The organism is Sorangium sp. So ce394 (assembly GCF_051474665.1).
Classification (GTDB): domain Bacteria; phylum Myxococcota_A; class Polyangia; order Polyangiales; family Polyangiaceae; genus Sorangium; species Sorangium cellulosum_D.
The window spans coordinates 4,914,392-4,932,944 of record NZ_CP150339.1 but is presented as its reverse complement, the minus strand read 5'-3'; the positions used below and the strand labels follow the sequence as shown (position 1 = coordinate 4,932,944).

General features: G+C 73.6%; 17 protein-coding genes. 6 read left to right on the top strand and 11 right to left on the bottom strand.

All coding sequences use genetic code 11. The annotated features are described in order from the left end of the window. Positions 1-107: 107 nt before the first annotated feature. The 4 genes from WMF33_RS18195 to WMF33_RS18180 form a co-directional block, all read right to left on the bottom strand. The gene (locus tag WMF33_RS18195) at positions 108-1,241 is read right to left on the bottom strand and encodes a UTP--glucose-1-phosphate uridylyltransferase (protein ID WP_061625397.1); all 1,134 of its coding nucleotides are present in this window, start codon (positions 1,239-1,241) and stop codon (positions 108-110) included. Positions 1,242-1,503: 262 nt separating this feature from the next. Next, positions 1,504-2,151, bottom strand: a complete 648-nt coding sequence (locus tag WMF33_RS18190) for a glutathione S-transferase family protein (protein ID WP_437338310.1) — start codon at positions 2,149-2,151, stop codon at positions 1,504-1,506. A 343-nt stretch (positions 2,152-2,494) separates the two neighbouring features. Further along, on the bottom strand, positions 2,495-2,755 hold the full coding sequence (locus WMF33_RS18185; RefSeq protein ID WP_437338309.1) for a hypothetical protein: 261 nt from the start codon (positions 2,753-2,755) through the stop codon (positions 2,495-2,497). Between the two features lie 17 nt (positions 2,756-2,772). Then, a complete protein-coding gene (locus WMF33_RS18180; RefSeq protein ID WP_437338308.1) occupies positions 2,773-4,266 on the bottom strand; it encodes an O-antigen ligase family protein in 1,494 nt (497 codons plus the stop codon). Positions 4,267-4,513: 247 nt separating this feature from the next. On the opposite strand from WMF33_RS18180, the gene WMF33_RS18175 reads away from it, so the two are divergent. Next, positions 4,514-5,119 (top strand): polysaccharide biosynthesis/export family protein, encoded by a 606-nt coding sequence (locus WMF33_RS18175; RefSeq protein WP_437338307.1) that lies wholly within the window; start codon positions 4,514-4,516, stop codon positions 5,117-5,119. A gap of 282 nt (positions 5,120-5,401) precedes the next feature. On the opposite strand, the gene WMF33_RS18170 is transcribed toward WMF33_RS18175, so the two are convergent. From WMF33_RS18170 to WMF33_RS18160, 3 genes are all read right to left on the bottom strand, one after another. Further along, positions 5,402-6,616 carry an alpha/beta hydrolase gene (locus tag WMF33_RS18170; RefSeq protein WP_437338306.1) on the bottom strand — a complete coding sequence of 405 codons (1,215 nt, stop codon included), beginning with the start codon at positions 6,614-6,616 and terminating at the stop codon, positions 5,402-5,404. Continuing rightward, entirely contained in the window at positions 6,616-7,152 is a 537-nt protein-coding gene (locus WMF33_RS18165) for a VOC family protein (RefSeq protein ID WP_437338305.1), read from the bottom strand. Before WMF33_RS18165 ends, WMF33_RS18170 begins: the two co-directional genes overlap by 1 nt. A 208-nt stretch (positions 7,153-7,360) precedes the next feature. Next, positions 7,361-8,575, bottom strand: a complete 1,215-nt coding sequence (locus WMF33_RS18160; RefSeq protein ID WP_437338304.1) for a hypothetical protein — start codon at positions 8,573-8,575, stop codon at positions 7,361-7,363. Positions 8,576-8,677: 102 nt separating this feature from the next. Here WMF33_RS18160 and WMF33_RS18155 point away from each other — a divergent pair, with 102 nt between their 5' ends. Both WMF33_RS18155 and WMF33_RS18150 read left to right on the top strand, forming a co-directional pair. After that, complete coding sequence (locus tag WMF33_RS18155; protein ID WP_437338303.1) at positions 8,678-9,490, top strand: nitrilase-related carbon-nitrogen hydrolase; 813 nt, start codon at positions 8,678-8,680, stop codon at positions 9,488-9,490. 30 nt (positions 9,491-9,520) lie between these two features. Beyond that, on the top strand, positions 9,521-10,540 hold the full coding sequence (locus WMF33_RS18150; RefSeq protein WP_437338302.1) for an AraC family transcriptional regulator: 1,020 nt from the start codon (positions 9,521-9,523) through the stop codon (positions 10,538-10,540). A gap of 84 nt (positions 10,541-10,624) precedes the next feature. On the opposite strand, the gene WMF33_RS18145 is transcribed toward WMF33_RS18150, so the two are convergent. The 3 genes from WMF33_RS18145 to WMF33_RS18135 form a co-directional block, all read right to left on the bottom strand. Continuing rightward, positions 10,625-11,179 (bottom strand): GNAT family N-acetyltransferase, encoded by a 555-nt coding sequence (locus WMF33_RS18145; protein WP_437338301.1) that lies wholly within the window; start codon positions 11,177-11,179, stop codon positions 10,625-10,627. Positions 11,180-11,252: 73 nt separating this feature from the next. Beyond that, a complete protein-coding gene (locus WMF33_RS18140) occupies positions 11,253-12,278 on the bottom strand; it encodes an SMP-30/gluconolactonase/LRE family protein (RefSeq protein ID WP_437338300.1) in 1,026 nt (341 codons plus the stop codon). A 33-nt stretch (positions 12,279-12,311) separates the two neighbouring features. Further along, on the bottom strand, positions 12,312-12,794 hold the full coding sequence (locus WMF33_RS18135; RefSeq protein ID WP_437338299.1) for a hypothetical protein: 483 nt from the start codon (positions 12,792-12,794) through the stop codon (positions 12,312-12,314). Positions 12,795-13,033: 239 nt separating this feature from the next. On the opposite strand from WMF33_RS18135, the gene WMF33_RS18130 reads away from it, so the two are divergent. The 3 genes from WMF33_RS18130 (at position 13,034) to WMF33_RS18120 (ending at position 17,522) form a co-directional block, all read left to right on the top strand. Beyond that, positions 13,034-14,368 carry a cytochrome P450 gene (locus WMF33_RS18130; protein WP_437338298.1) on the top strand — a complete coding sequence of 445 codons (1,335 nt, stop codon included), beginning with the start codon at positions 13,034-13,036 and terminating at the stop codon, positions 14,366-14,368. A gap of 186 nt (positions 14,369-14,554) precedes the next feature. Beyond that, complete coding sequence (locus tag WMF33_RS18125) at positions 14,555-16,648, top strand: alpha-amylase family glycosyl hydrolase (protein ID WP_437338297.1); 2,094 nt, start codon at positions 14,555-14,557, stop codon at positions 16,646-16,648. Between the two features lie 199 nt (positions 16,649-16,847). Further along, the gene (locus WMF33_RS18120) at positions 16,848-17,522 is read left to right on the top strand and encodes an O-methyltransferase (RefSeq protein WP_437338296.1); all 675 of its coding nucleotides are present in this window, start codon (positions 16,848-16,850) and stop codon (positions 17,520-17,522) included. 501 nt (positions 17,523-18,023) lie between these two features. Here the strand turns inward: WMF33_RS18120 and WMF33_RS18115 are convergent. After that, positions 18,024-18,434, bottom strand: a complete 411-nt coding sequence (locus tag WMF33_RS18115) for a VOC family protein (protein WP_437338295.1) — start codon at positions 18,432-18,434, stop codon at positions 18,024-18,026. Between the last annotated feature and the right edge of the window lie 119 nt (positions 18,435-18,553).

The window sequence follows — 18,553 nt, the reverse complement described above, 5'->3', positions numbered from 1 at the left end:
CATCGAGAAGCATCCTGCATACCAGCAAGATTCGCCGAATTCAGGGCTCCTCCGCCGGCGCGCACGGCACAGCGTGGCACATCACGCCGGCACAGGTACCCCTCGACTCAGCCCAGAAACCCTCGCGCTCGCGCGATCGCCTCGATCGCCGGCCGCCGCCGCTCCAGCTCGTCGGTATCCTTGACGGGAAGGAACCGGGCCGCGAGCCCGTCTCGAGGCACACGCAGGAACCTGGCCGGGAGACCGAAGGTGATCTCGTTCAAGATGCGCTCGAACTGGATCGCCTTGCGATCTCCCACCTTCTTCTCGACCTCCACGTAGACCCAGTCCATCGCGAGCGCGCTGAGCGCCTCGGCGCTCGCAAGGAAGGTGTTGGTGTTGAAGACCGGCACCACCTTCGGATCGAAGCCGACCGGCAGCCGGAAATCCTCCGCGATCACCGGGCGGCCGTTCCAGCGCAACGGGCCGCCCCCCTTGTCGCCGCCCTTGTCGACCACCTCGACCGTGAGGGGCCCGCCGTGGCCGAGGTGCCAGCCGAGGATGACCGGATCCACCGTCGCGCCGAGGTTGTCGAGGTTGGCGATCCAGACGGTCTTTCCGCCGCGCGCGAGGAAGCGGCCGAGGACGCCGCTCTCCCGGAGCGCGTCCGGCAGGTCGCCGTGACCGGTCGCATAGACGCTCGGCTCGCCGTCCTCGTCGAGGAACAGATCCCCTTCCGGGGTGAGGCGCAGGGAGACGTGCTGCTCGAACGTGGTGCAGAGATCGCCCTGCTCGTCGAGGCGCGCGCCGAGCGCCTCGCGGATCGGGCCGTTCGTCGCCTCGCTGGTCATCAGCCACAGCGGCACCGGGACGCCCGTCGCGCGCCGGAGGTGATCGCTCTCGGCGAGGCGCAGATCGAGGAAGGTCCGACCGGGCAGCACCTCCACGAGCGCCTTGACCACGCCGCCCATCCGGGTGGCCATCCCGCCCGCGAGGACGCAGAGCGCGACCTCGCCGCGCCGGAGCGCGGCCAGGCCCGCCTCGCGGCAGCGGGCGTGCTCGGGCGTGCCCTCGGCCGGCAGCTCCATGACGTCGCCGGGCGCGGGCGGCTCGACCGTGCCAGGGAGCCGATTGCGGGCGTCCCGGTCCTTGCCGATGGACGCGGCCCACCGGGCGACACGGTCGGGGTCGAACCCTCGTGCCCGGAGGCGGGCGAGCAGCGGGGCGGGGAGCGCGGCGATCTGCTGGGCGAGCGAAGACACGCTATCTTCAAAAGCACGATGCGCCGCGCGAGGCAACGGGAGAGTGCAGCGGTTCGCGCGCCAGCGAGCGCCGAGCGGGTCTCCCGGCGGCGCCGCTCCCGGCGTGCTCCGCCGGGCTCCGGGCCGCGCTGAATGCATCGTACGTTGTTCCCTGATGGGCGTCCGGAGACGCCGATTTCGCGCTCGCCGAGGACGCGCGAGCGCCCCCAGGGAATACGAAGGCCCGTCAGCCGCGTCCGCGCTCGGCCGCTGGCGCGCGCTGCTACGCGTGCTTCGCGAAGGGCGCCATGTGCTCGGCGAGCGCCTTCTGGAAGGCCGGCCTCGCCTCACACCGCAGGCGGTACGCCTCGAGGGCCGGGATCTCCGCGACGAGCGCCGTATGGCGCAGGATGCGCAGCACGGTGGTCATGAGCAGGTCCCCCGCGGTGAAGCGATCCTCGAGGTAGTCCCGCTCGCCCAGCCAGTCGGACAGCTTCGTCAGCCGCGCCTTGACGGCCTCGACCGCCGACGGCCGGCGCAGCTGCGCCCATTCCTCCTTCGGATGGAACAGGTCGATCTCGGCGAGGTTCTGGACATGCGGCTCGACCGAGTTCAGCGCCGCGAACATCCACGACTTCGCGCGCGCGCGACCGACGGGATCGGACGGCATCAGCGCCTCGGAGCGCTCGGCGATGTGCAGCACGATGGCGCCGGACTCGAACATCACGAGCCCGTCCTCCTCGTAGGCGGGCACCTGCCCGAACGGCTGAATGCGGCGGTAGTCCGCGGACGCCTGCTCCTCGTTCCCGATCAGCCGCTCCTCGTAGGTGAGGCCCGCCTCGGCCAGCGCCCAGCGCACGCGGAGATCGCGCACCAGCCCCCGGGCAAAGGGTGGAACCCAGCCAAATGCACATACCGTGATCTTGGGCATCTCGCTTCTCTTCTCTCAGGGGGGCTGACCGGTGAGCTGCCGATCCGCCGATTCGAGGCCAAGGGATGGGGACCGATCCGCGCGAGGTCGTCTCGGCCGCTCCAGCCGAGCCGGCTCTGGCCGAGCGGTCCGATCCGAGCGCCGGCGAGGCTACCAGCGCCCGGTCGCGCCCGTCCATCCCTCGATCCGCCGCCGTCTGCGCGCGGCGCCGCGCCCCATGTCTCCTCCGGCCCGAGGCGCCCGGCAGCGCAAGGCCCGCCCGCGAGGCGGGTTCCATGGAACCTCGCGGCGCGGCTCGTCGCGGACGTGAGTCACGATGGATCGCCGTACTCGCCTCTCGCGGTCAGCGGCCCGCCGACTCCAGGAACAGCTCTTCCACCGCCGTCGCGGTCGCCGCTCGTTGGAGCCATCGCTCCAGCACGCTCAGGTCCGTCTCGCTCAGGATCCGGCCCCTCGCCTCTTCGCTTGCCTGAATGCCGCGCGCGCCGAGGATCATCAGGATCGCCGCCGACGGCCGCTCCAACGCCCGGGGGGCCTCGGCCGGGATCGGCGCGGCGGTGGGGTCGCCCGGCTTGCGGATGGGGGCCGACATGCCGACCAGCATACCACCCCGGGGCGCGCTCACCCGAGGAGCCGGAGCAGGACGTTGAGCAGCACGAGCACGGCGAACATCCCGCCGCACACGAGCGCGACCTCCCTCAGGGACACGCGCACCGAGATGCGGGCGTCCTCGGCCCGCGCCGCTCCATACAGCGCAGCGGAAGCGCCGAGCGTCATGTAAAGGACGTCCTTGTAAGCCCACGACAGGAAGAAGATCCCGAGCAGCGCGCCGCACAGGCTCACGAAGATCGCCGGCGCGAACCGCCTCGCCGCAGGGCCGACCTCGGCGTCGCCCAGCCAGATCGAGAGCGGTACTTTGATCGACGCATACAGGACGAGCGCGAACAGGCACATCCCGAGCAGGCCCGTCTCGGACGCGGCGAGCAGGTAGGAGTTGTGGGCGGTCAGGCCGAGCGACGACTCGTCGCCGAACTGCCCTGCGCCGACGCCGATGCCCCGGGTGCGCCGGATCATCTCGAACGCCTCCCGGAGCAGCTCGACGCGCTCCTCCGAGCTCTCGCTCGCCTCGTCGCCGCTGCGGCCGCCGAGCAGGAGCATGGGCGGGCCGATGAAGCAGGCGGCGACGGCGCCGAGGGTCCCGCTCCACCGGATGAACGTGAGGCCGAGGACCGCCAGGTACACGATCACCCCCGAGCGCGAGCGCGACAGGACGACCATCGCGCCGATCGCCGCGATGACGGCCACCACGGGGAGCGCGCGCAGCGCCGCGGCCGCGCGCGAGAGCAGCCGATCGGTGAGCAGGTGCGGCAGCGCAGGCCGAAGGCGCGCCCCGCCGGGAGCCGCGGGCGCGCGCGGGACGGCACCGCCGGGAGCCGCGGGCGCGCGCCGGCGGCCGCGCCGCTCGGCGAGCGCGATCGCGAGCGGGATCGACATGCCGGCCATCAGGGAGAGCTCGTTCGGATCGGCGAGCGAGCCGCGGTAGCGGACGCGCCCGTCGATCGTCGACGTGCCGAGCGGCCCGGGGCGCTCGCACCGGTAGTTGCCGTCGGGGACGGGCGGATCCTTGCGGCAGTCGAGGTTGGTCTCGCAGGGGCGTCCATCCGGCTCGAGCTCGCCCTTGCCTTCCCAGTCGTCGGGCGCGGCGAGCATGCAGCCGTAGGGCTGGAACGCCTGCACGATCGCGACCGCGGTGGTGACGACGGCGCAGCCGACGAGCGTGATCGCGAGCGCGCGCACCCCGCGCGGCGAAGCGGCGGCGAAGGCGACGGCGAGGAAGACGCCCGCGACGGTCGCGAGCTGCAGGCCGCGCTCCTCGAGGGCGGCCGGGCGCTTGAGCGCGGTCGTGAGGGCCGCCCAGGCGAGGAACGCGAGCGCATAGACGACCTGAGGCGCGAGCGTCGGCTTGAGCCGCCGCCATACGACGTCGAGGGCGACGCAGAGCAGGGTGAGCCCGAACGCCGCGTGAACGAGCGGAATCCCCTCGAGCGCGGGGATGAACTCCTGCGGCTTGAGGATGACGAGCGCGCACAGCGCGCACACGACCCACGCTGCCATGGTGTGGCGCGCCGCGAGCGCCGCGCAGGCCGCCCGCGCCGCGAGCTCACGACGGCCGCGGTGAGGCGCCCTGCGCAAGCGCGATGAGGCGCGGCGCGCATTCCCCCCTTCCGCGCGACGGATCTAGCACCGTGGGCTCGACCGGCACGCGGGAAGCGCCGGTGCGCGGGCGAGGAGCAGGCGCGGGGCGCGGCCGCGGGATCGGCGCTTGCTGGTGCGCGATTCCATCATGGAGGGTGAACACCGCATGTGCTCCCGCTGTGTCCGGATTGCCCTGCTCTGCTCCGCGCTGATGGCCCTCGTGGCGTCCTCGGGTTGCGGCGCGACCGCCCCGCGGGTCGATTTCGAGGCCGAGCGCCGCGCGACGAGCGCCTACGCGGTCGGCCCCGGCGACGTGCTGGAGGTGCGCGCCTGGAAGAACGAGGCGCTGAGCCACCGCGTCACGGTGCGGCCAGACGGGTTCATCACGGTCCCGCTCGTCGGCGATATCCTGGCGTCGGGGCGCACCGTCATGGGCATCGCCGAGGAGATCGCGACGCAGGCGGCCAAGTTCTACCACGAGAAGCCGGTCGTCAGCGTGGAGGTGGCGGAGCTCCACAGCTACCGCGTCTACGTGATGGGCGAGGTGTCGCGTCCGGGCGAGTTCACGCCGAGGGCTCAGATCACCGTTCTCCAGGCGCTCGCCCTCGCCGGCGGCTTCACGCGCTTCGCCGATCCCGACGAGGTGGTGATCGTCCGGCGCGACGCGCTCGGCGAGCGCAGGATTCCGTTCGTGTTCGATGAGGTCGTGGAAAAAGGCGATCTCCGCGGGGATCTGCCGCTGCAGACGAACGATACGGTGGTGGTGCCGTAGGGCGTCGGTGCGCGGCGACTCCGGGCCGCCACGTCCGGCTGGCGATCGGCGCGGCGCGTGTTGGCATCCTGGGCTGGATGCGCCCCGACGCCGCGCTGCAGCTCCTCGCCGCGTTGCTCCTCTCGCTCCCGGCGCTCGCCGCCGCGTGTGCGCCCTCCAGCCCTGGCATCCGGCTCCCGCCGGGCGAGTTCTTCGGGGGCGCGGATCGGGTGGCGCCCTGCCCGCGCAGCGCGGTCGAGGAGGCAGGCCGGCACATCCGCCCCGCCGAGCCGCGCCCCACGCCTATCCGAAGCGCTCGCGGATCCACGCCGCGATGAGCTCCGCCGCCGCCTGCCGGTGCCCGTTCAGGAAGTGCGTCGCCCCCTGGAGCTCCACGTAGCTCCTGTCCTGCGCGGCGCTCGCCTCGAAGCTCTCCCGCGCCTGCCGCAGCCGGATCTCCGTGTCCGCCGTCGCGTGCACGAACAGCGTCGGGATCGCGACCGCGCGCAGGCTGTCCGCGAGCCGCGCCCGCGACGACAGGCTCGACCACGTGGACAGCCACGCTCGCGCCGTGAGCGTCCGCGCCACGCCGCCATAACCGTAGTTCGCGACGAACGGATCCGGCGACGCGAAGATCGACCCGAGCGCGCGGTCGTCCGGCTCGATGGTCGGGTCCAGATACGCCGGATCCGCCACCGTGCGGTACACGGTCATGAATCGCCCATGCGCGCTCCGCCGCCGCACCCGGCTCCACTCGGGGTGCTCCGGGGCCATCCCCTCCAGCGCCGCCGCCGCGTCGGCTTGCGCCTCGACCGCCGCCCGCGCCGCGGCGTCGATGCGCGCGACCCGCGCCCGCTGCGCCGCCCGGTAGCGCGCGAGCCACGCGCGGCCGTACCTGCACGGCTCCGGCCACGGCCGCCAGCCGTTGTCCGGATCGTACATGTCGAGCGACGGATCGACCGACAGCGGATCTCCCTCGTCCACCACCGAAGGGTCGATCGCCTGCTCCAGGAACACCCCCTGCCCCGGGTGCGCCGCCAGCGCGACGATGGCGTCCCCCAGCCGCCGCCCCTCGGCCGCCGCGCCGGCCTCCGCCAGCGCGAGCAGCGCGCCGCCCCCCGAGTTGCCGAGCAGCACCACCGCCTCGGCGCCCCGCGCCCGCGCCGCCTCCACCGCGGTCTCGACGTCGAGCACCGCCTTCTCGTGGAGACAGTCGGTGTCGTTGTTCACGTAGCGCGTCGCGCACCCGAGCGCCGCCACCCCCCGCGCCGCGAGCAGCGGGCAGAGGTAATGGACCGAGAAATCCGCCCGCGGGTGCGCGAGCACCGCCGCCACCTTGAACCGACCGCCCGGCGGCGTCCAGAACAGGCCCCGCACGAGCGCGCCGTCGCGCCCCACGGCCGCGACCGGCTCCCGCCCCAGGGGAACGGCCGGATCGTCCTCGGGCAAGGGCCAGTAACCGACCGCCGAGGGGCGGCGCCCATGCCCCAGCATCGCATCGACGACACGCGCGCTCATCACGCCACCTGCGGACGGTGGATGATCGCGGGCCGCGGCAGCTCGAGCGGCGGCATGGGATCGAGGAGCGCGCGCTCCGCCTCGGCCACCTCCTCCTCCGAGAAGGGCCGCAGCGTCTGGCAAAACTCGACCAGGATGCCGTTGGGATCCATCGTGTAGATGGAACGGCAGAAATCGTGATCCGCCTCGGTGACCTCGTGACCGTGCGAGAGCCACCGCGCGAGCATCCGGCTGTAGAACTCGCTGGTCGGCGCGGTGAAGGCGAGGTGGTTCACCCACGCCGGCAGCCCCAGCCCCGTCGAGATATCCGTCCTGAAGCGCCCCCGCACCGCCTCTTCGTGCACTTCCCAGAACGCCAGGAGCGGCCCCTCCGGCTCGCTCGTCTGATAAAAGGCGTGCCTCGCCCAGCCCCCGTCACGGCTGCCCTCGTAAGGGACCGCCATCACCTTGACGAGGCGGAACCCCATCACCTGGGTATAAAACCGGTGCGTGGCGACCAGATCTCCGGCCGCCAGCGCGATATGATGCACGCCCATCGTACCCCCCTTGTGCAGGACGATCATGCCACGAGCGGGCGAGCTCGTTCAAGGTGAATGCCATCCCATCGCCCCGTCACTCGAGCGCTCGCGCGTCGCGGCGCAACGCGGATGAGCCGCGCGTGCCCCCCTCGGCCGATAAGGCTGCTTCGTTCCGAACGGCGAGATCTCGAGGGCCCCGAGCGCGGTGCGCTCGGGGCGCTCGCCGCTACCGCGGCGTCCCCATCCACACGCGGGACGTGACGGGGTCGAACACGAGCCGCCTCGCGTCCGCATAGAACGACGCGGCCACCTGCGCTGCGGGGATGGACCACGTCCCGATCCCGCCGCACTGCCTGGCTTCGGGCGGCGTGTCCTTGAGGAAGAGCATCACGTCCTGCGCGGCGACGGCGGCGGATCCGTCGGTGCTGACCAGCTCGAACGGCGCGCCCCGGAGGATGCGGTAGGCCGAGACCTGCTCCGCGTGCCCCGGGACGCAGGTGCTCAGCGACATCGCGGCCTCGGGCACCGGCTCGAGGTCGATCCCCGCCGCCTCGATCGCCGCGAGGAAGGCGCGATTGATGTTGACCGATCGCCGGTACACCGCGTCGTCGTACCCCGTATCGAGCTGCGCGACGGCCTGCGCCGCGCCGATGCGCGCCGGGACGGTGGGCACGTTCGGGAAGCCCGCCTGGACCGCGGCGAGATCGGAAGAATAGTATCCCGCGGTCCAGAGCGGCTTCATGCCCTCGGCGCGCAGGATCTCATCGGGGCAGAGCGCCCCGGCGTCGGCCCGGTAGACGGCGCCGTCCTCGTAATCGAGCGTGAACGCATTGAGCGACAGGAAGTCCGTGCCGAGGATGCCGGCCTGGCGCACCGTGCCCTGAATGCCCGAGTGGTCCTGCACGGTGAGGCGGACGGTGCCCCAGGGGCCGTAGAAATCGAAGTCGGCGAACCGATCGGCGCTGCCGGCGATTGGCTCTGGGACCACCCCGCCCGCGAAGCCCTGCGGGTCGATGGTGCTGGCCGTGGTGCCGAAGTCGAGGAGGAAATGGCCTTCCGCCGCGCCGACGCGCGCGAGGGCATAAGGCATCTGGCTGGAGATCACGAGAGGCCGCTTCTCGCCATGACAGCCCTGGAGATCGGCGAGCGGGGCCCCGCCCGCCCCCGCGCCGCCCGCCTCGGCCCCGCCAGCGCCGCCCGCGCCCGCCCCGGCCCCGCCAGCGCCGCCCAGGCCTTCCCCGGCGCCCCCCGCGTCGCCCGCGCCAGCGGACGGCGGCGCCTCGCCCGTGGTCGCGCTCTGGGCGGGCGAATCCGCGCGATCGGGGGCGCCGCAGCAGGCCGAGACCGCGACCAGCGAGAGGACCGCGGCGGCGGCGGCGCGCGGCCTCGCACGAGGGGAGCTCGACCCCAGCGAGCGCTCGAACCCAAGCATCCGCGCCATGGTACCCGGCATTGCCGCATCGCGTCAACCTCGGTGGCTCGATCGCGCGCGGGGCCCATCGGGTACGCTGGAGCCCCGGAGCGCCGCTGGAGGGTCGATCTCATGCGCATCGCCGTGCTGCAGGCCAACGCCGTCCCGGGACAGGTGGACACCAACGTCGCGCGCATCGCCGGCGCGGCCCGGCGCGCCGCCGAGGGCGGCGCTCACCTCTTGGTCACTCCGGAGCTGTTCACGACGGGCTACGTGCCGGCGCTGGTGCCCCGGACGCTGCTCCAGACCTCGCCCGAGGCCATCGTCCGGCGGCTCGCGGACGTCGCGTCGAGCTGCGGCATCGCGCTGGTCGCCAGCGCGCCCGACCGCGGCCCCGACGGGGAGCTCTTCATCGCCGCGCACCTCTTCGATCGCGCCGGGGCGCGCCTCGCGACCTACCGCAAGACGCACCTCTACGGCCCGGACGAGGCCGCGGTCTTCACCCAGGGCCGCGGCGAGCTGCCCATCGCGGCCCTGCACGGCTTCCGGATCGGCCTCTTGATCTGCTACGACATCGAGTTTCCCGAGGCGGTGCGCGGCGTCGCGCTGGCCGGCGCCGATCTCGTGTGCGCGCCGACCGCGCTGCCGGAGCCGTTCGGCGTGGTGGCCCGCACGCTGCCGCCCGCGCGCGCGCTGGAGAGCCAGGTGTTCATCGCCTACGCCAACCACTGCGGGCAGGAAGGAGACACCGTCCTGTGCGGCCAGAGCATCATCGCGGCCCCGGACGGCTCGGTCCTGGCCGCCGCGGGCGCCGCCGGCGAGGACCTGCTCTTCGCCGATCTCGATCCCGAGCTCCAGCGCGCGTCGCGCGCGGACAACCGCTACCTCTCGGAGCGCCGCCCCGACCTGTACGCCGCGTGGGAGCGCCCGGCCCGCGCGGGATAGCCAGCGCGTGCGCTATCCTCGGCCCGCGCCATGTCCTACGGCGAGCTCGTCTTCGCATCCTTGCCGGCCGCGCTCATCGAGTTCGCCTCGTCGCGCGGCGTCCCTCGCGACGATCTCCTCCGCGCCGCCGGCGTCTCGGCCGAGGCGCTCGCCGCGCCCGACGAGCTCGTGCCGTACGCGTCGCTCCTGTCGCTGTGGGCGCTCATGCTCGAGCGCCTCCCCGGCGAGCCGCTCGGGCTGACCTACGCGCGCTGGATCCCGGTCTCGGTCGTGGGCATCGTCGGGCACGTCGCGCGCCACAGCGAGACCCTGCGAGAGGCGGTCGCGGTCTATGGCCGCTTCTTCAGGCTCATGGACCCGCACCTCCGCATCGTCATCGAGGAGCGGGGCGAGGTCTTCCACCTCGCGCTCGAGCACGAGCCGCGGGTCGTCGCGATGGCCGAGCCGATCGAGATGATGGCCGCGGGGCTCGCGCGCTTCATCGCGCTCTACCTCGACGGCGCCGCGCGGCCGCTCGAGGCCATGTTCCGCCACCCCCGCCGGCACCCGACCCCGCTCTACGAGGAGGCGCTCGGCGCCCCGGTCCGCTTCGAGGCGGCCGCGACCGGCCTCGTCTATGACGCGCGCGTGCTCGACGCGCACCTCGTCGGCGCGGATCCCTCGGTCCGCGACTACCTCGTGCGCCACGCCGAGCAGCTGCTCGCCGCGCGCGCCGCGCCCGCCGGCGCGGCGCCGCTCGACGCGCGCGTGCGCGCCCTCATCGGCGAGCGGCTCGATCGCGGCGAGGTGGACCAGGCGCGGATCGCGCGCGCGCTGGGCATGAGCACGCGCTCGCTCCAGCGCGCCCTCAAGGATCTCGGCACGTCGTTCACGGCGCAGCTCGACGAGGCCCGGCGGGGCAAGGCGCTCGAGCTCCTCCGCCGGCGCGATCTCGCGCTCCAGGAGATCGCCTTCCTGCTCGGCTACGGCGAGCCGCGCCACTTCTACCGCAGCTTCCGCCGCTGGACGGGCACCACCCCGGGCGAGTACCGGCGCACCCGCGTCCGATAGATCCGTGCGTCAGACCTCCGGCCTGAGAGACCGGTCGATCGCGAGCGGTCGCGGGAAATCGAGGGCTCGGGAGCCCAGCGCACGTCACCCCTCTGCGACGAACCGCCAGGTTACATCGCCGCTCTCGCGCCGTGTTTCGAGATCTCGCACGCCGAGCAGCGGCAGCGTCTTGGTCCAGAATCGGATCGCCCGAGCGTTGTCATGGATGGCACAGAGGTGCCACCGCCCTGGATACTGACGGAGCAGCAGCTGGAGGGCATGTCGGCCCGCGCCGGTTCCGCGGCTCCCGTGGATCAAGAAGAGCTCGGCGATGCTGAAGTCGACGTCGTCCGGCATGTATCTGAACGGTCGCAGGCCGACACATACGAACCCGACCGGTCGGGCGTCGCTCGCAATGACGTACGCTCGCTGGAACGGCTGCATCGGATCCTGCGCCGACCGCGGAGCGCGCAGGTTGCCGGGCGGCGTGACGCTCGAGACCCAATCATCGACGATGTCCGGTTGCCATCGACCGGCCTCGTCCAGAGCGTAGAAGCTCGTGTCGAAGCCGGAGAGCTCGTGGACGTACATCGGCCAAACGTTCCGGAAGAACTCACGCGACTCCCGCGTGCGCCACGCGTCGACAATGGAGATGTTCATCTCTTCCTCGATATGCCGCGACGACGCCAGCCTGCTGGAGGGAGGCCCGAAGCGCGCATCTTTCGTCCGCAGATCACCTCAGCTCGTAGACGTCGACCGTGTCCACCATCACGTGGGGCACGAGGACGCGTCCGCGCTTCGTGTCATAACCGATATCCGCGGGCGTCTCCTGCTCGGGGATGGCGACCTCGAAGGTCCCGCCGAGCTTTCCGCGGAGCACCGCCGACGCGTCGTGGCTGGTCACGAGGAGCGCATCTCCGAGGGAGATCAGGCCATCGAGGCGGCCGCCGGGCGCCGTGGTGGTCACGTCCCGCTTCGCGCCCTTCTCGTCGAGCACGAAGACCTCGGGTGCGCCGCTCGAGCAAACCACGAGCCCCTCGTCGCTCCACGCGAGGCCGTTCGGCATGCGCAGGGCGGTGGTCTTCGCCAGCGCCCTGGCCTTGCCCTTCTCGATGACGTACACGGCGTCGCTCGACGTCGCCTCGAGGTTGCCGGTCGCGCCGATCGTGAAGCCGGAGTCGGACACGTAGACCTTGCCGTCCGGCGCCGCCGCGACGTCGTTCAGCAACGTCGTGCCGGGGATGGCGATCTCCCCCTTCGGCGCCCCGGTCTTGAGGTCGAACATCCGGAGGGTCGTGAGGTCGGCGACGTAGAGCACGCCCTTCGCGATCGCCGAGCCCGTCGGCGCGTCGAGCCTGACCTTGTTCTTGCCGCCCTCGATCCACTTCAGGCTCGTCACCTGACCGTCGGGCGAGAGGACGGAGATGAAGCCGTTGTTGTCCCTGTCGCCCGGATTGCCGTTGATGTTCGAGACGAGGTAGCGGTCGCTGTCCGCGTCGTAGAGCACGCTCTCCGGCTTGGCGAAGCCGGTGTACCTCGCGACCGGGCTCGGCGCGGCGCGCCTGGGCGGCTCGGGCGCCGCCGTGGACGCCGCGGCAGCCGCCGGAGCCGCAGGCGGGGGCTCGACGCCGCTCGTCGCGACGGGCGCAGCGGAAGCGGAGGCCGCCGGTGCCAGCGCGGGCGGCGGAGCCTCCCCGCCGCAGGAGACCATCGTGGCCGCCGCGACGAGGGACGTGAACATGCCGAGGGCTCGTGCCATGGGAAAACCTCCTGGTGGCGAAGCGGCGCCGGCTCAGCGCCGGCTCAGCCGCCCGATCGCCCGGCCGAGCCGGTAGGCCAGGCGGCCGGACGGCGCGCTTTGCGGCACCGCCGGCGCGAGGTCAACCGCCGGCATCGACCCGGGGTGAGCGCCGCTCGCCGGCTCCCACCGATCGGCCCCGAGGCTCGCGCGCGAGCGCTCCGCCTCCGTGCGCGTGCGCTCCGCCTCGGCGCGCGAGAGCTCCACCTCCGCCATCGCGACCCGCCGCTCCAGCCAGGCGAGCCGGGCCCGCGCCGCCGCGAGCTCCTGCGCGGGCGCCGGACCCCGCCCGCGCAGCAGCCGCCTGAGCGCCCGGCCGAGGTGGTACATGCCCCGGCTGAACGGCCGCGCGGCCTCGGGACCCAGGTTCGCGGCCGCCTCGGCGCGGATCTGCTGCGCGCGCACGCGGCGCAGCCGCTCCTCGAGCTCGTGGATGCGGAGCCGCACCACCTCGATGTCGCTGCGGTACCTGGACATGCGCCGATGATCGCAAGCCGAGCCGCGCGCGCCAACCACGACCGGCCGCCGCGCTCGTGCTCCTCCCGCCGCGGCGCGCCCGCGCCGCCGCGCGCCCGCGCCGCCGCGCCCCCCTGGCGCGATCCGTCGCAACGTTGGCGCCCGACGCCGCTGCCGCGCCGCGGCGCCGGCCTCATCGTTGGATCGATCCCGGCGAGGCGCCGCGCGCCACCGGGATCGAGCTCCTGCCGAGGTGCGCCATGAGCCAATTGCCCCGAGGCCCGCAGGGCCGCCTGCTGACGACCTACCAGTTCCTCACGCGTCCGATCGAGCTCCTGTCCCGGTGCGCCGCCACGTACGGCGACGTCTTCAACGTCCCGATGTACAACGGCGACGTCGTGATGGCCGGCAGCCCCGCGTCGGTGCAGGACGTGCTGACCGCGCCGCCCGACGCGCTCGTCCCGTACGCCACCAAGTCGATCGCCCCGCTCGTCGGAGAGCACTCGCTCGTCATGCTCTCGGGCGAGCGCCACCGGCGCGAGCGGAAGCTGCTGACGCCGCCGTTCCACGGCGACCGCATGCGCGCCTACGCTGCGGCGATGGCGGACGTCGCCGCCCGCCGCTTCGCCGAGGCGGCGCGCGCGCCCCGCGCCGTCGCCCAGGACATCACGCAGGCGATCTCGCTCGACGTCATCCTCCGCGCCGTCTTCGGGGTGGAGGAGCCGTCGCGCATGAGCGCGTTCGCGCGCGCGATCGTCGCGATGACCGACGCGCTGACCCCGGCGCTGACCTTCCTGCCGGTCCTGCAGCGCGAGCTCGGGGGCCTCGGCCCCTACGCGCGCTTCCGCCGGCGCGTCGAGCACCTGGACGCCCTGTGCCGCGAGCAGATCGAGCGGGCGCGCGCGGCGCCGGGCGACGACATCCTGAGCCTCCTGGTCGCGGCCCGCTACGACGACGGCTCGAGCATGAGCGACCAGGCCATCTTCGACGAGCTCCGGACGCTGCTCTTCGCCGGGCACGAGACCACCGCGCTCGCCCTCGCGTGGGCCCTCGACCACGCGCACCGCCACCCGACCGTCCTCGCGCGCCTGCGCGACGAGATCGACGCCCTCGGCCCGGAGCCCGACCCGGAGCGCCTCGCCGCGCTGCCCTACCTGGACGCGGTGTGCAAGGAGGCGCTGCGCCTGCACCCGATCGTCACCGAGGCCCCGCGCATGGCGGCGCAGCCGTTCCGGATCGGCGAGCACACGCTCCCGCCGGGGACGGGGGTCGCGCCGTGCATCCTGCTCGTGCACCACCGCCCCGAGCTCTACCCCGATCCGTCGCAGTTCAGGCCCGAGCGCTTCCTCGAGCGCAAGTACTCCCCGTTCGAGTACCTGCCGTTCGGCGGCGGGAACCGCCGCTGCATCGGCGCGGCCTTCGCGATGTTCGAGATGAAGATCGTGCTCGGCGTGGCGCTGTCGGCGTGGCAGTTCCGCCTGCTCGACGAGCGTCCGCCGCGGCCCGTGCGGCGCAACCTCACGCTGGGCCCCGCCGGCGGCGTCCCGCTCGCCCTGCGCGCCCGCGGCCGCGCCGCCCTCCGCACCGCCGCCTGATCCCGGGCGCCGGCGGCGCGCGGCGAGAGGCCGAGGACCGGAAGACGTTGCCCCGATCACCGGGGCACGGCGGCCCTGGAGGAGAGGGGAGAAATCGCGACATAAATCCTCCGCGCTTTCTGCCCGGCGGCGATCGTCGGAGGTCGTTCTGGAATAGAGGGGCTCCCCCGCTCGCCGCGCAGCCCCATGTCGACTCGCCTCCTTCGCTCGCCCGCCGCCCCCTCCCCCGGTGCAGCCCCCTCCTCGCCGGCCGTCGCGATCGCGATCGACCCGCGCGCGGGCGTCCGGCGGCGGCCCGCGCCAGGCCCGGCGCGGCGCCCGCGGGCGCTCGCCGCGGTCGCGGGGATCGTCGCGCTGCTCTCCGCCGCGCCCGCGTGCGAGTCGGCCGCCACCTCCGCGCCGCCGCGCCCGTCCGGGGCCGCGGACGCCCGGCTGGAGCTGCACGCCGACGACGCCGAGGTGTGGGCCTTCAGCGCGCGCATCCAGGGCGCCCTCGCCGGGCCGGGGACGCTGGAGGACTGCGCGATCCAGGTGGGCGGCGACGTCCACCCCGCCGCGATCGAGCAGCAGCGGCGCTTCGCGGCGGACGTGCCGCTGCTCGAGGGCGAGAACGAGATCGCCGCGCGCTGCCGCGCGACGGGCGCGGGCGAGCTGGCCACGCCGCCCGTCACCTACCGCGTCCGGCTGGAGGACGCGCCCCGGGCCCGCGCCCGCGCGGCGCGGGCCGGCGACCGGCTCGTCCTCGACGCCACGGGCAGCGAGCCGAGCGAGCGCTCGGGCGCCGAGCTCGTCGCCTTCGCGTGGTCCCGGCCGCGCGGCGACGGGACCGCCGAGCGCCTCGGGCAGGGCGCCCGCATCGAGGTGCCGGCGCCGGACGCCGCCGGGCGCGCCATGATCGAGCTCACGGTGCGCGACGCGCGCGGCCGCAGCGACACCGCGCGCGTCGCGCCGCCGCTCGACGCGCCCCCCGGCGCGAGCGCGCCGTCGTGGATCGACGACGCCGTCCTCTACGGCGTCGTGCCGCCCTTCTTCGGCGATCCCCCGCTCCGGAGCGTGCGCGCCGCCCTCCCCGCGCTCGAGCGGCTCGGCGTCACCGCGCTGTGGCTGTCTCCGATCTTCGCCGCGCCCGAGGGCGACTTCGGGTACGCCGTCACGGACTACTTCAGCGTGCGCCCCGACTACGGAGCGGAGCAGGACCTGCGCGAGCTCGTCGACGACGCGCACCGGCGCGGCCTGCGCGTGCTGCTCGACCTCGTGCCGAACCACACCTCGATCGAGCACCCGTATTTCCAGCAAGCCGAGCGGCAGGGGAGCCGCGCCCACACCTTCGCGTTCTACGATCGCGACGCCGGCGGCGAGCCCACCCATTACTTCGACTGGGAGCACCTGCCGAACCTCAACTACGACAACGCCGAGGTGGCGCGCTGGATGCTCGAGGTGTCGCTGCGCTGGGTGAAGCGCTTCGGCATCGACGGCTATCGCGTCGACGCCGCGTGGGGCATCCAGGAGCGGCGGAGCGAGCTCTGGTCCTCGTGGGCCGCCGAGCTCCGGCGCGTGCGCCCGGACCTCGCGCTGATCGCCGAGGCCTCGGCGCGCGACCCGTACTACCTGCAGAGCGGGTTCGACGCGGCGTACGACTGGACCGAGGAGCTCGGGCGGTGGGCGTGGAGCGGCGTGTTCGACGCGCCGCGCGGCATCGCGGCCCGGCTGGGCGCGGCGCTGGCCGCCACCGAGGCGCGCGCCGCGCGCCCCGAGCGCACGCTGAGGTTCATCAACAACAACGACACCGGGGCCCGCTTTATCACGCGCCACGGGCCGGGTCTGACGCGCGTCGCCGCGGCGGCGCTGCTGACGCTGCCGGGCATCCCGTGCCTCTACGCGTTCGACGAGCTCGGCGCCGAGTACGAGCCTTACGGCGGCCTCGCCCCGGTCTCGCGGCCTCCGCGCGGGCCGCTGACCCGGCGCTACGAGCAGCTGATCCGGCTCAGGCGCTCCCTCGCGGCGCTCCGGTCGCCGGGGCTCGTCGTCGTGCACGCCGGGCGGGACGACGAGGTCTTCGCCTACGTCAGGCACGGCGACGACGCGTCGCGCTTCGCGCTCGTGGTCCTGAATTTCAGCGAGCACCCGGCGAAGAAGCGGCTCGCCGTCCCGGAGCCGTTCGCCGCCCACGCGCGCGGCGGCCTGCGCGACGCCCTGGGCGGCGCCGGCGCGCACCTCCAGGCGGGCTCCGTCGGGCTGGACCTCGGGCCCTGGGACGCCCGCGTCCTCGTGCCGCGCTAGATGGAGCGCGCGCAGCCGCGCGGGCGATGTGCCCGCCGCCGACATCTGTTATAACGGACACACATCCAACGGTTAGACTGGCGGCGAGGTGTCCTCGTTGGGGCGCTCGTTGCCTTGATGTCTGTCCATCGAACCACAAGAAGCTCGGCTCACCCGTGCGCGGCGATCCGGGGTCGCCGCGACGTGAGGAGGATCACTCATGACTCAGGAGCAATGGTCAGCTGTCGATCGCTACATCACCGATCTGCTCGTGCCGCCCGACGCCGCGCTGGACGCGGCGCTCGAGGCGAGCGCCGCGGCCGGCCTGCCGCCGATCAACGTCGCGCCGAACCAGGGCAAGCTGCTGAATCTCCTGGCGCGGATCCATGGGGCGCGGACCATCCTGGAGATCGGCACGCTCGGGGGGTACAGCACCATCTGGCTCGCGCGGGCGCTGCCCGCCGGCGGCCGCTTGATCACGCTGGAGTCGGAGCCGAAGCACGCCGAGGTCGCCCGCGCGAACCTCGATCGCGCCGGGGTGGCCGACCGCGTCGAGCTGCGGCTCGGGCGGGCGCTCGACACGCTGCCGAAGCTCGCCGCGGAGGGCCGCGGCCCGTTCGACCTCATCTTCATCGACGCCGACAAGCCGAGCAACCCCGACTACTTCGCGTGGGCGCTCAAGCTCTCCCGCCGCGGCAGCGTCATCGTGGTCGACAACGTCGTGCGCAGAGGGGCGGTGGTCGACCCCGGGAGCGCGGATCCCAACGTCCAGGGGGTGCGCCGCCTCTACGAGCTGCTCGCCGCCGAGCGGCGCGTGAGCGCGACGGCGATCCAGACGGTGGGCGCCAAGGGCTACGACGGCCTCGCCGTCGCCCTCGTCACCGCCGACCCGTGATCGCAGCGGCCGGGCGGCCTGCCGGGCGCTCCCCGCGCCGGAGGACAAAAAAAGAGCGCCCGCTCGACGGTGGGGGGGGGAAACCGTCACGGGCGCTCTGCCCTGCACCTTTAGCAGGACGCGGGCCAGGGGCTCGCCGTAGGTCTTTCGAGCGTTTACCCATCGGGTTTCCCCCGAGGCTTTCGATCCTGAGATCGCTGCGTGCAAAGGTGGCAGCTGCTCGGCTCCCGGATGGCCACCGGAGGCCGGTACCGATCGGCGAGCCGCGCCGCCTGCTCGCCGGGTGGGCGACCCGGGCCGCGAGCACCCCCGCGGCCTGCGCCGCGGTGACGAGGACCGACGCCGCGTGCGCGTTCAAGGCTCACCCCGCCCGATCGTGTGAGCTCCGGATCGCGTGAGGCGCGTTGCCTGCATCGATGAGCTCGGTGGCCGTAGTCCCCGAGCCGATCGTGGCCATCACGCGTGCATCCCCGGAGACATGATGTCGAGTCCGCTGCGCGCTCAGCCGGGCGTGGCGATCTCGTCGTAGCCGCGGCCGCTGAACTGAAGCAGGCACACGCCGTGGCCGAACGGATCGGCCAGGCGGAGCATGCGCCCCCACGCGGCCACCTCGATGTCGGCCTCGGGGACCGCGCCCGCCTCCTGCGCCCGGCGCGCGGCGGCATCGAGATCGTCGACGACGAAATCGAGGTGGACCGGCGTCCAGTGACGCCGGTAATCGCGCGGGGACGCCCCGGCCGCAGGCGCGCTGCCGGCCGGCTTCTCCAGGAGATAGATGGGCGCGGCCGCGCCGAGGAGCTCGACGAAGGCGCCGCCGAAGCGCCGCCCCACGCGCAGGCCGAACGCGCGGGTGTAGAACGCGATGGCCGGCTCGATCTCCGGCACGTCGATGTTGACGAGCAGGTCGGACATGCAAGCACTCTAGCGACGGGGCGCGCCGCGGCGCAATGCGGGCGGCGGCCGGCTCCGCAGGTGCTGCGGCACAGGCGCATCGAGCGAGTCGGCCTGCTGCTCGACGCGGTCATCACGAT

Coding starts and splice junctions, on each gene's coding strand:
- WMF33_RS18160 (WP_437338304.1), bottom strand. CDS start 8,575: ATGGCGCGGATGCTTGGGTTCGAGCGCTCGCTGGGGTCGAGCTCCCCT.
- WMF33_RS18115 (WP_437338295.1), bottom strand. CDS start 18,434: ATGTCCGACCTGCTCGTCAACATCGACGTGCCGGAGATCGAGCCGGCC.
- WMF33_RS18175 (WP_437338307.1), top strand. CDS start 4,514: ATGTGCTCCCGCTGTGTCCGGATTGCCCTGCTCTGCTCCGCGCTGATG.
- WMF33_RS18185 (WP_437338309.1), bottom strand. CDS start 2,755: ATGCTGGTCGGCATGTCGGCCCCCATCCGCAAGCCGGGCGACCCCACC.
- WMF33_RS18135 (WP_437338299.1), bottom strand. CDS start 12,794: ATGTCCAGGTACCGCAGCGACATCGAGGTGGTGCGGCTCCGCATCCAC.
- WMF33_RS18190 (WP_437338310.1), bottom strand. CDS start 2,151: ATGCCCAAGATCACGGTATGTGCATTTGGCTGGGTTCCACCCTTTGCC.
- WMF33_RS18150 (WP_437338302.1), top strand. CDS start 9,521: ATGTCCTACGGCGAGCTCGTCTTCGCATCCTTGCCGGCCGCGCTCATC.
- WMF33_RS18120 (WP_437338296.1), top strand. CDS start 16,848: ATGACTCAGGAGCAATGGTCAGCTGTCGATCGCTACATCACCGATCTG.
- WMF33_RS18145 (WP_437338301.1), bottom strand. CDS start 11,179: ATGAACATCTCCATTGTCGACGCGTGGCGCACGCGGGAGTCGCGTGAG.
- WMF33_RS18165 (WP_437338305.1), bottom strand. CDS start 7,152: ATGGGCGTGCATCATATCGCGCTGGCGGCCGGAGATCTGGTCGCCACG.
- WMF33_RS18140 (WP_437338300.1), bottom strand. CDS start 12,278: ATGGCACGAGCCCTCGGCATGTTCACGTCCCTCGTCGCGGCGGCCACG.
- WMF33_RS18170 (WP_437338306.1), bottom strand. CDS start 6,616: ATGAGCGCGCGTGTCGTCGATGCGATGCTGGGGCATGGGCGCCGCCCC.
- WMF33_RS18125 (WP_437338297.1), top strand. CDS start 14,555: ATGTCGACTCGCCTCCTTCGCTCGCCCGCCGCCCCCTCCCCCGGTGCA.
- WMF33_RS18180 (WP_437338308.1), bottom strand. CDS start 4,266: ATGGCAGCGTGGGTCGTGTGCGCGCTGTGCGCGCTCGTCATCCTCAAG.
- WMF33_RS18155 (WP_437338303.1), top strand. CDS start 8,678: ATGCGCATCGCCGTGCTGCAGGCCAACGCCGTCCCGGGACAGGTGGAC.
- WMF33_RS18130 (WP_437338298.1), top strand. CDS start 13,034: ATGAGCCAATTGCCCCGAGGCCCGCAGGGCCGCCTGCTGACGACCTAC.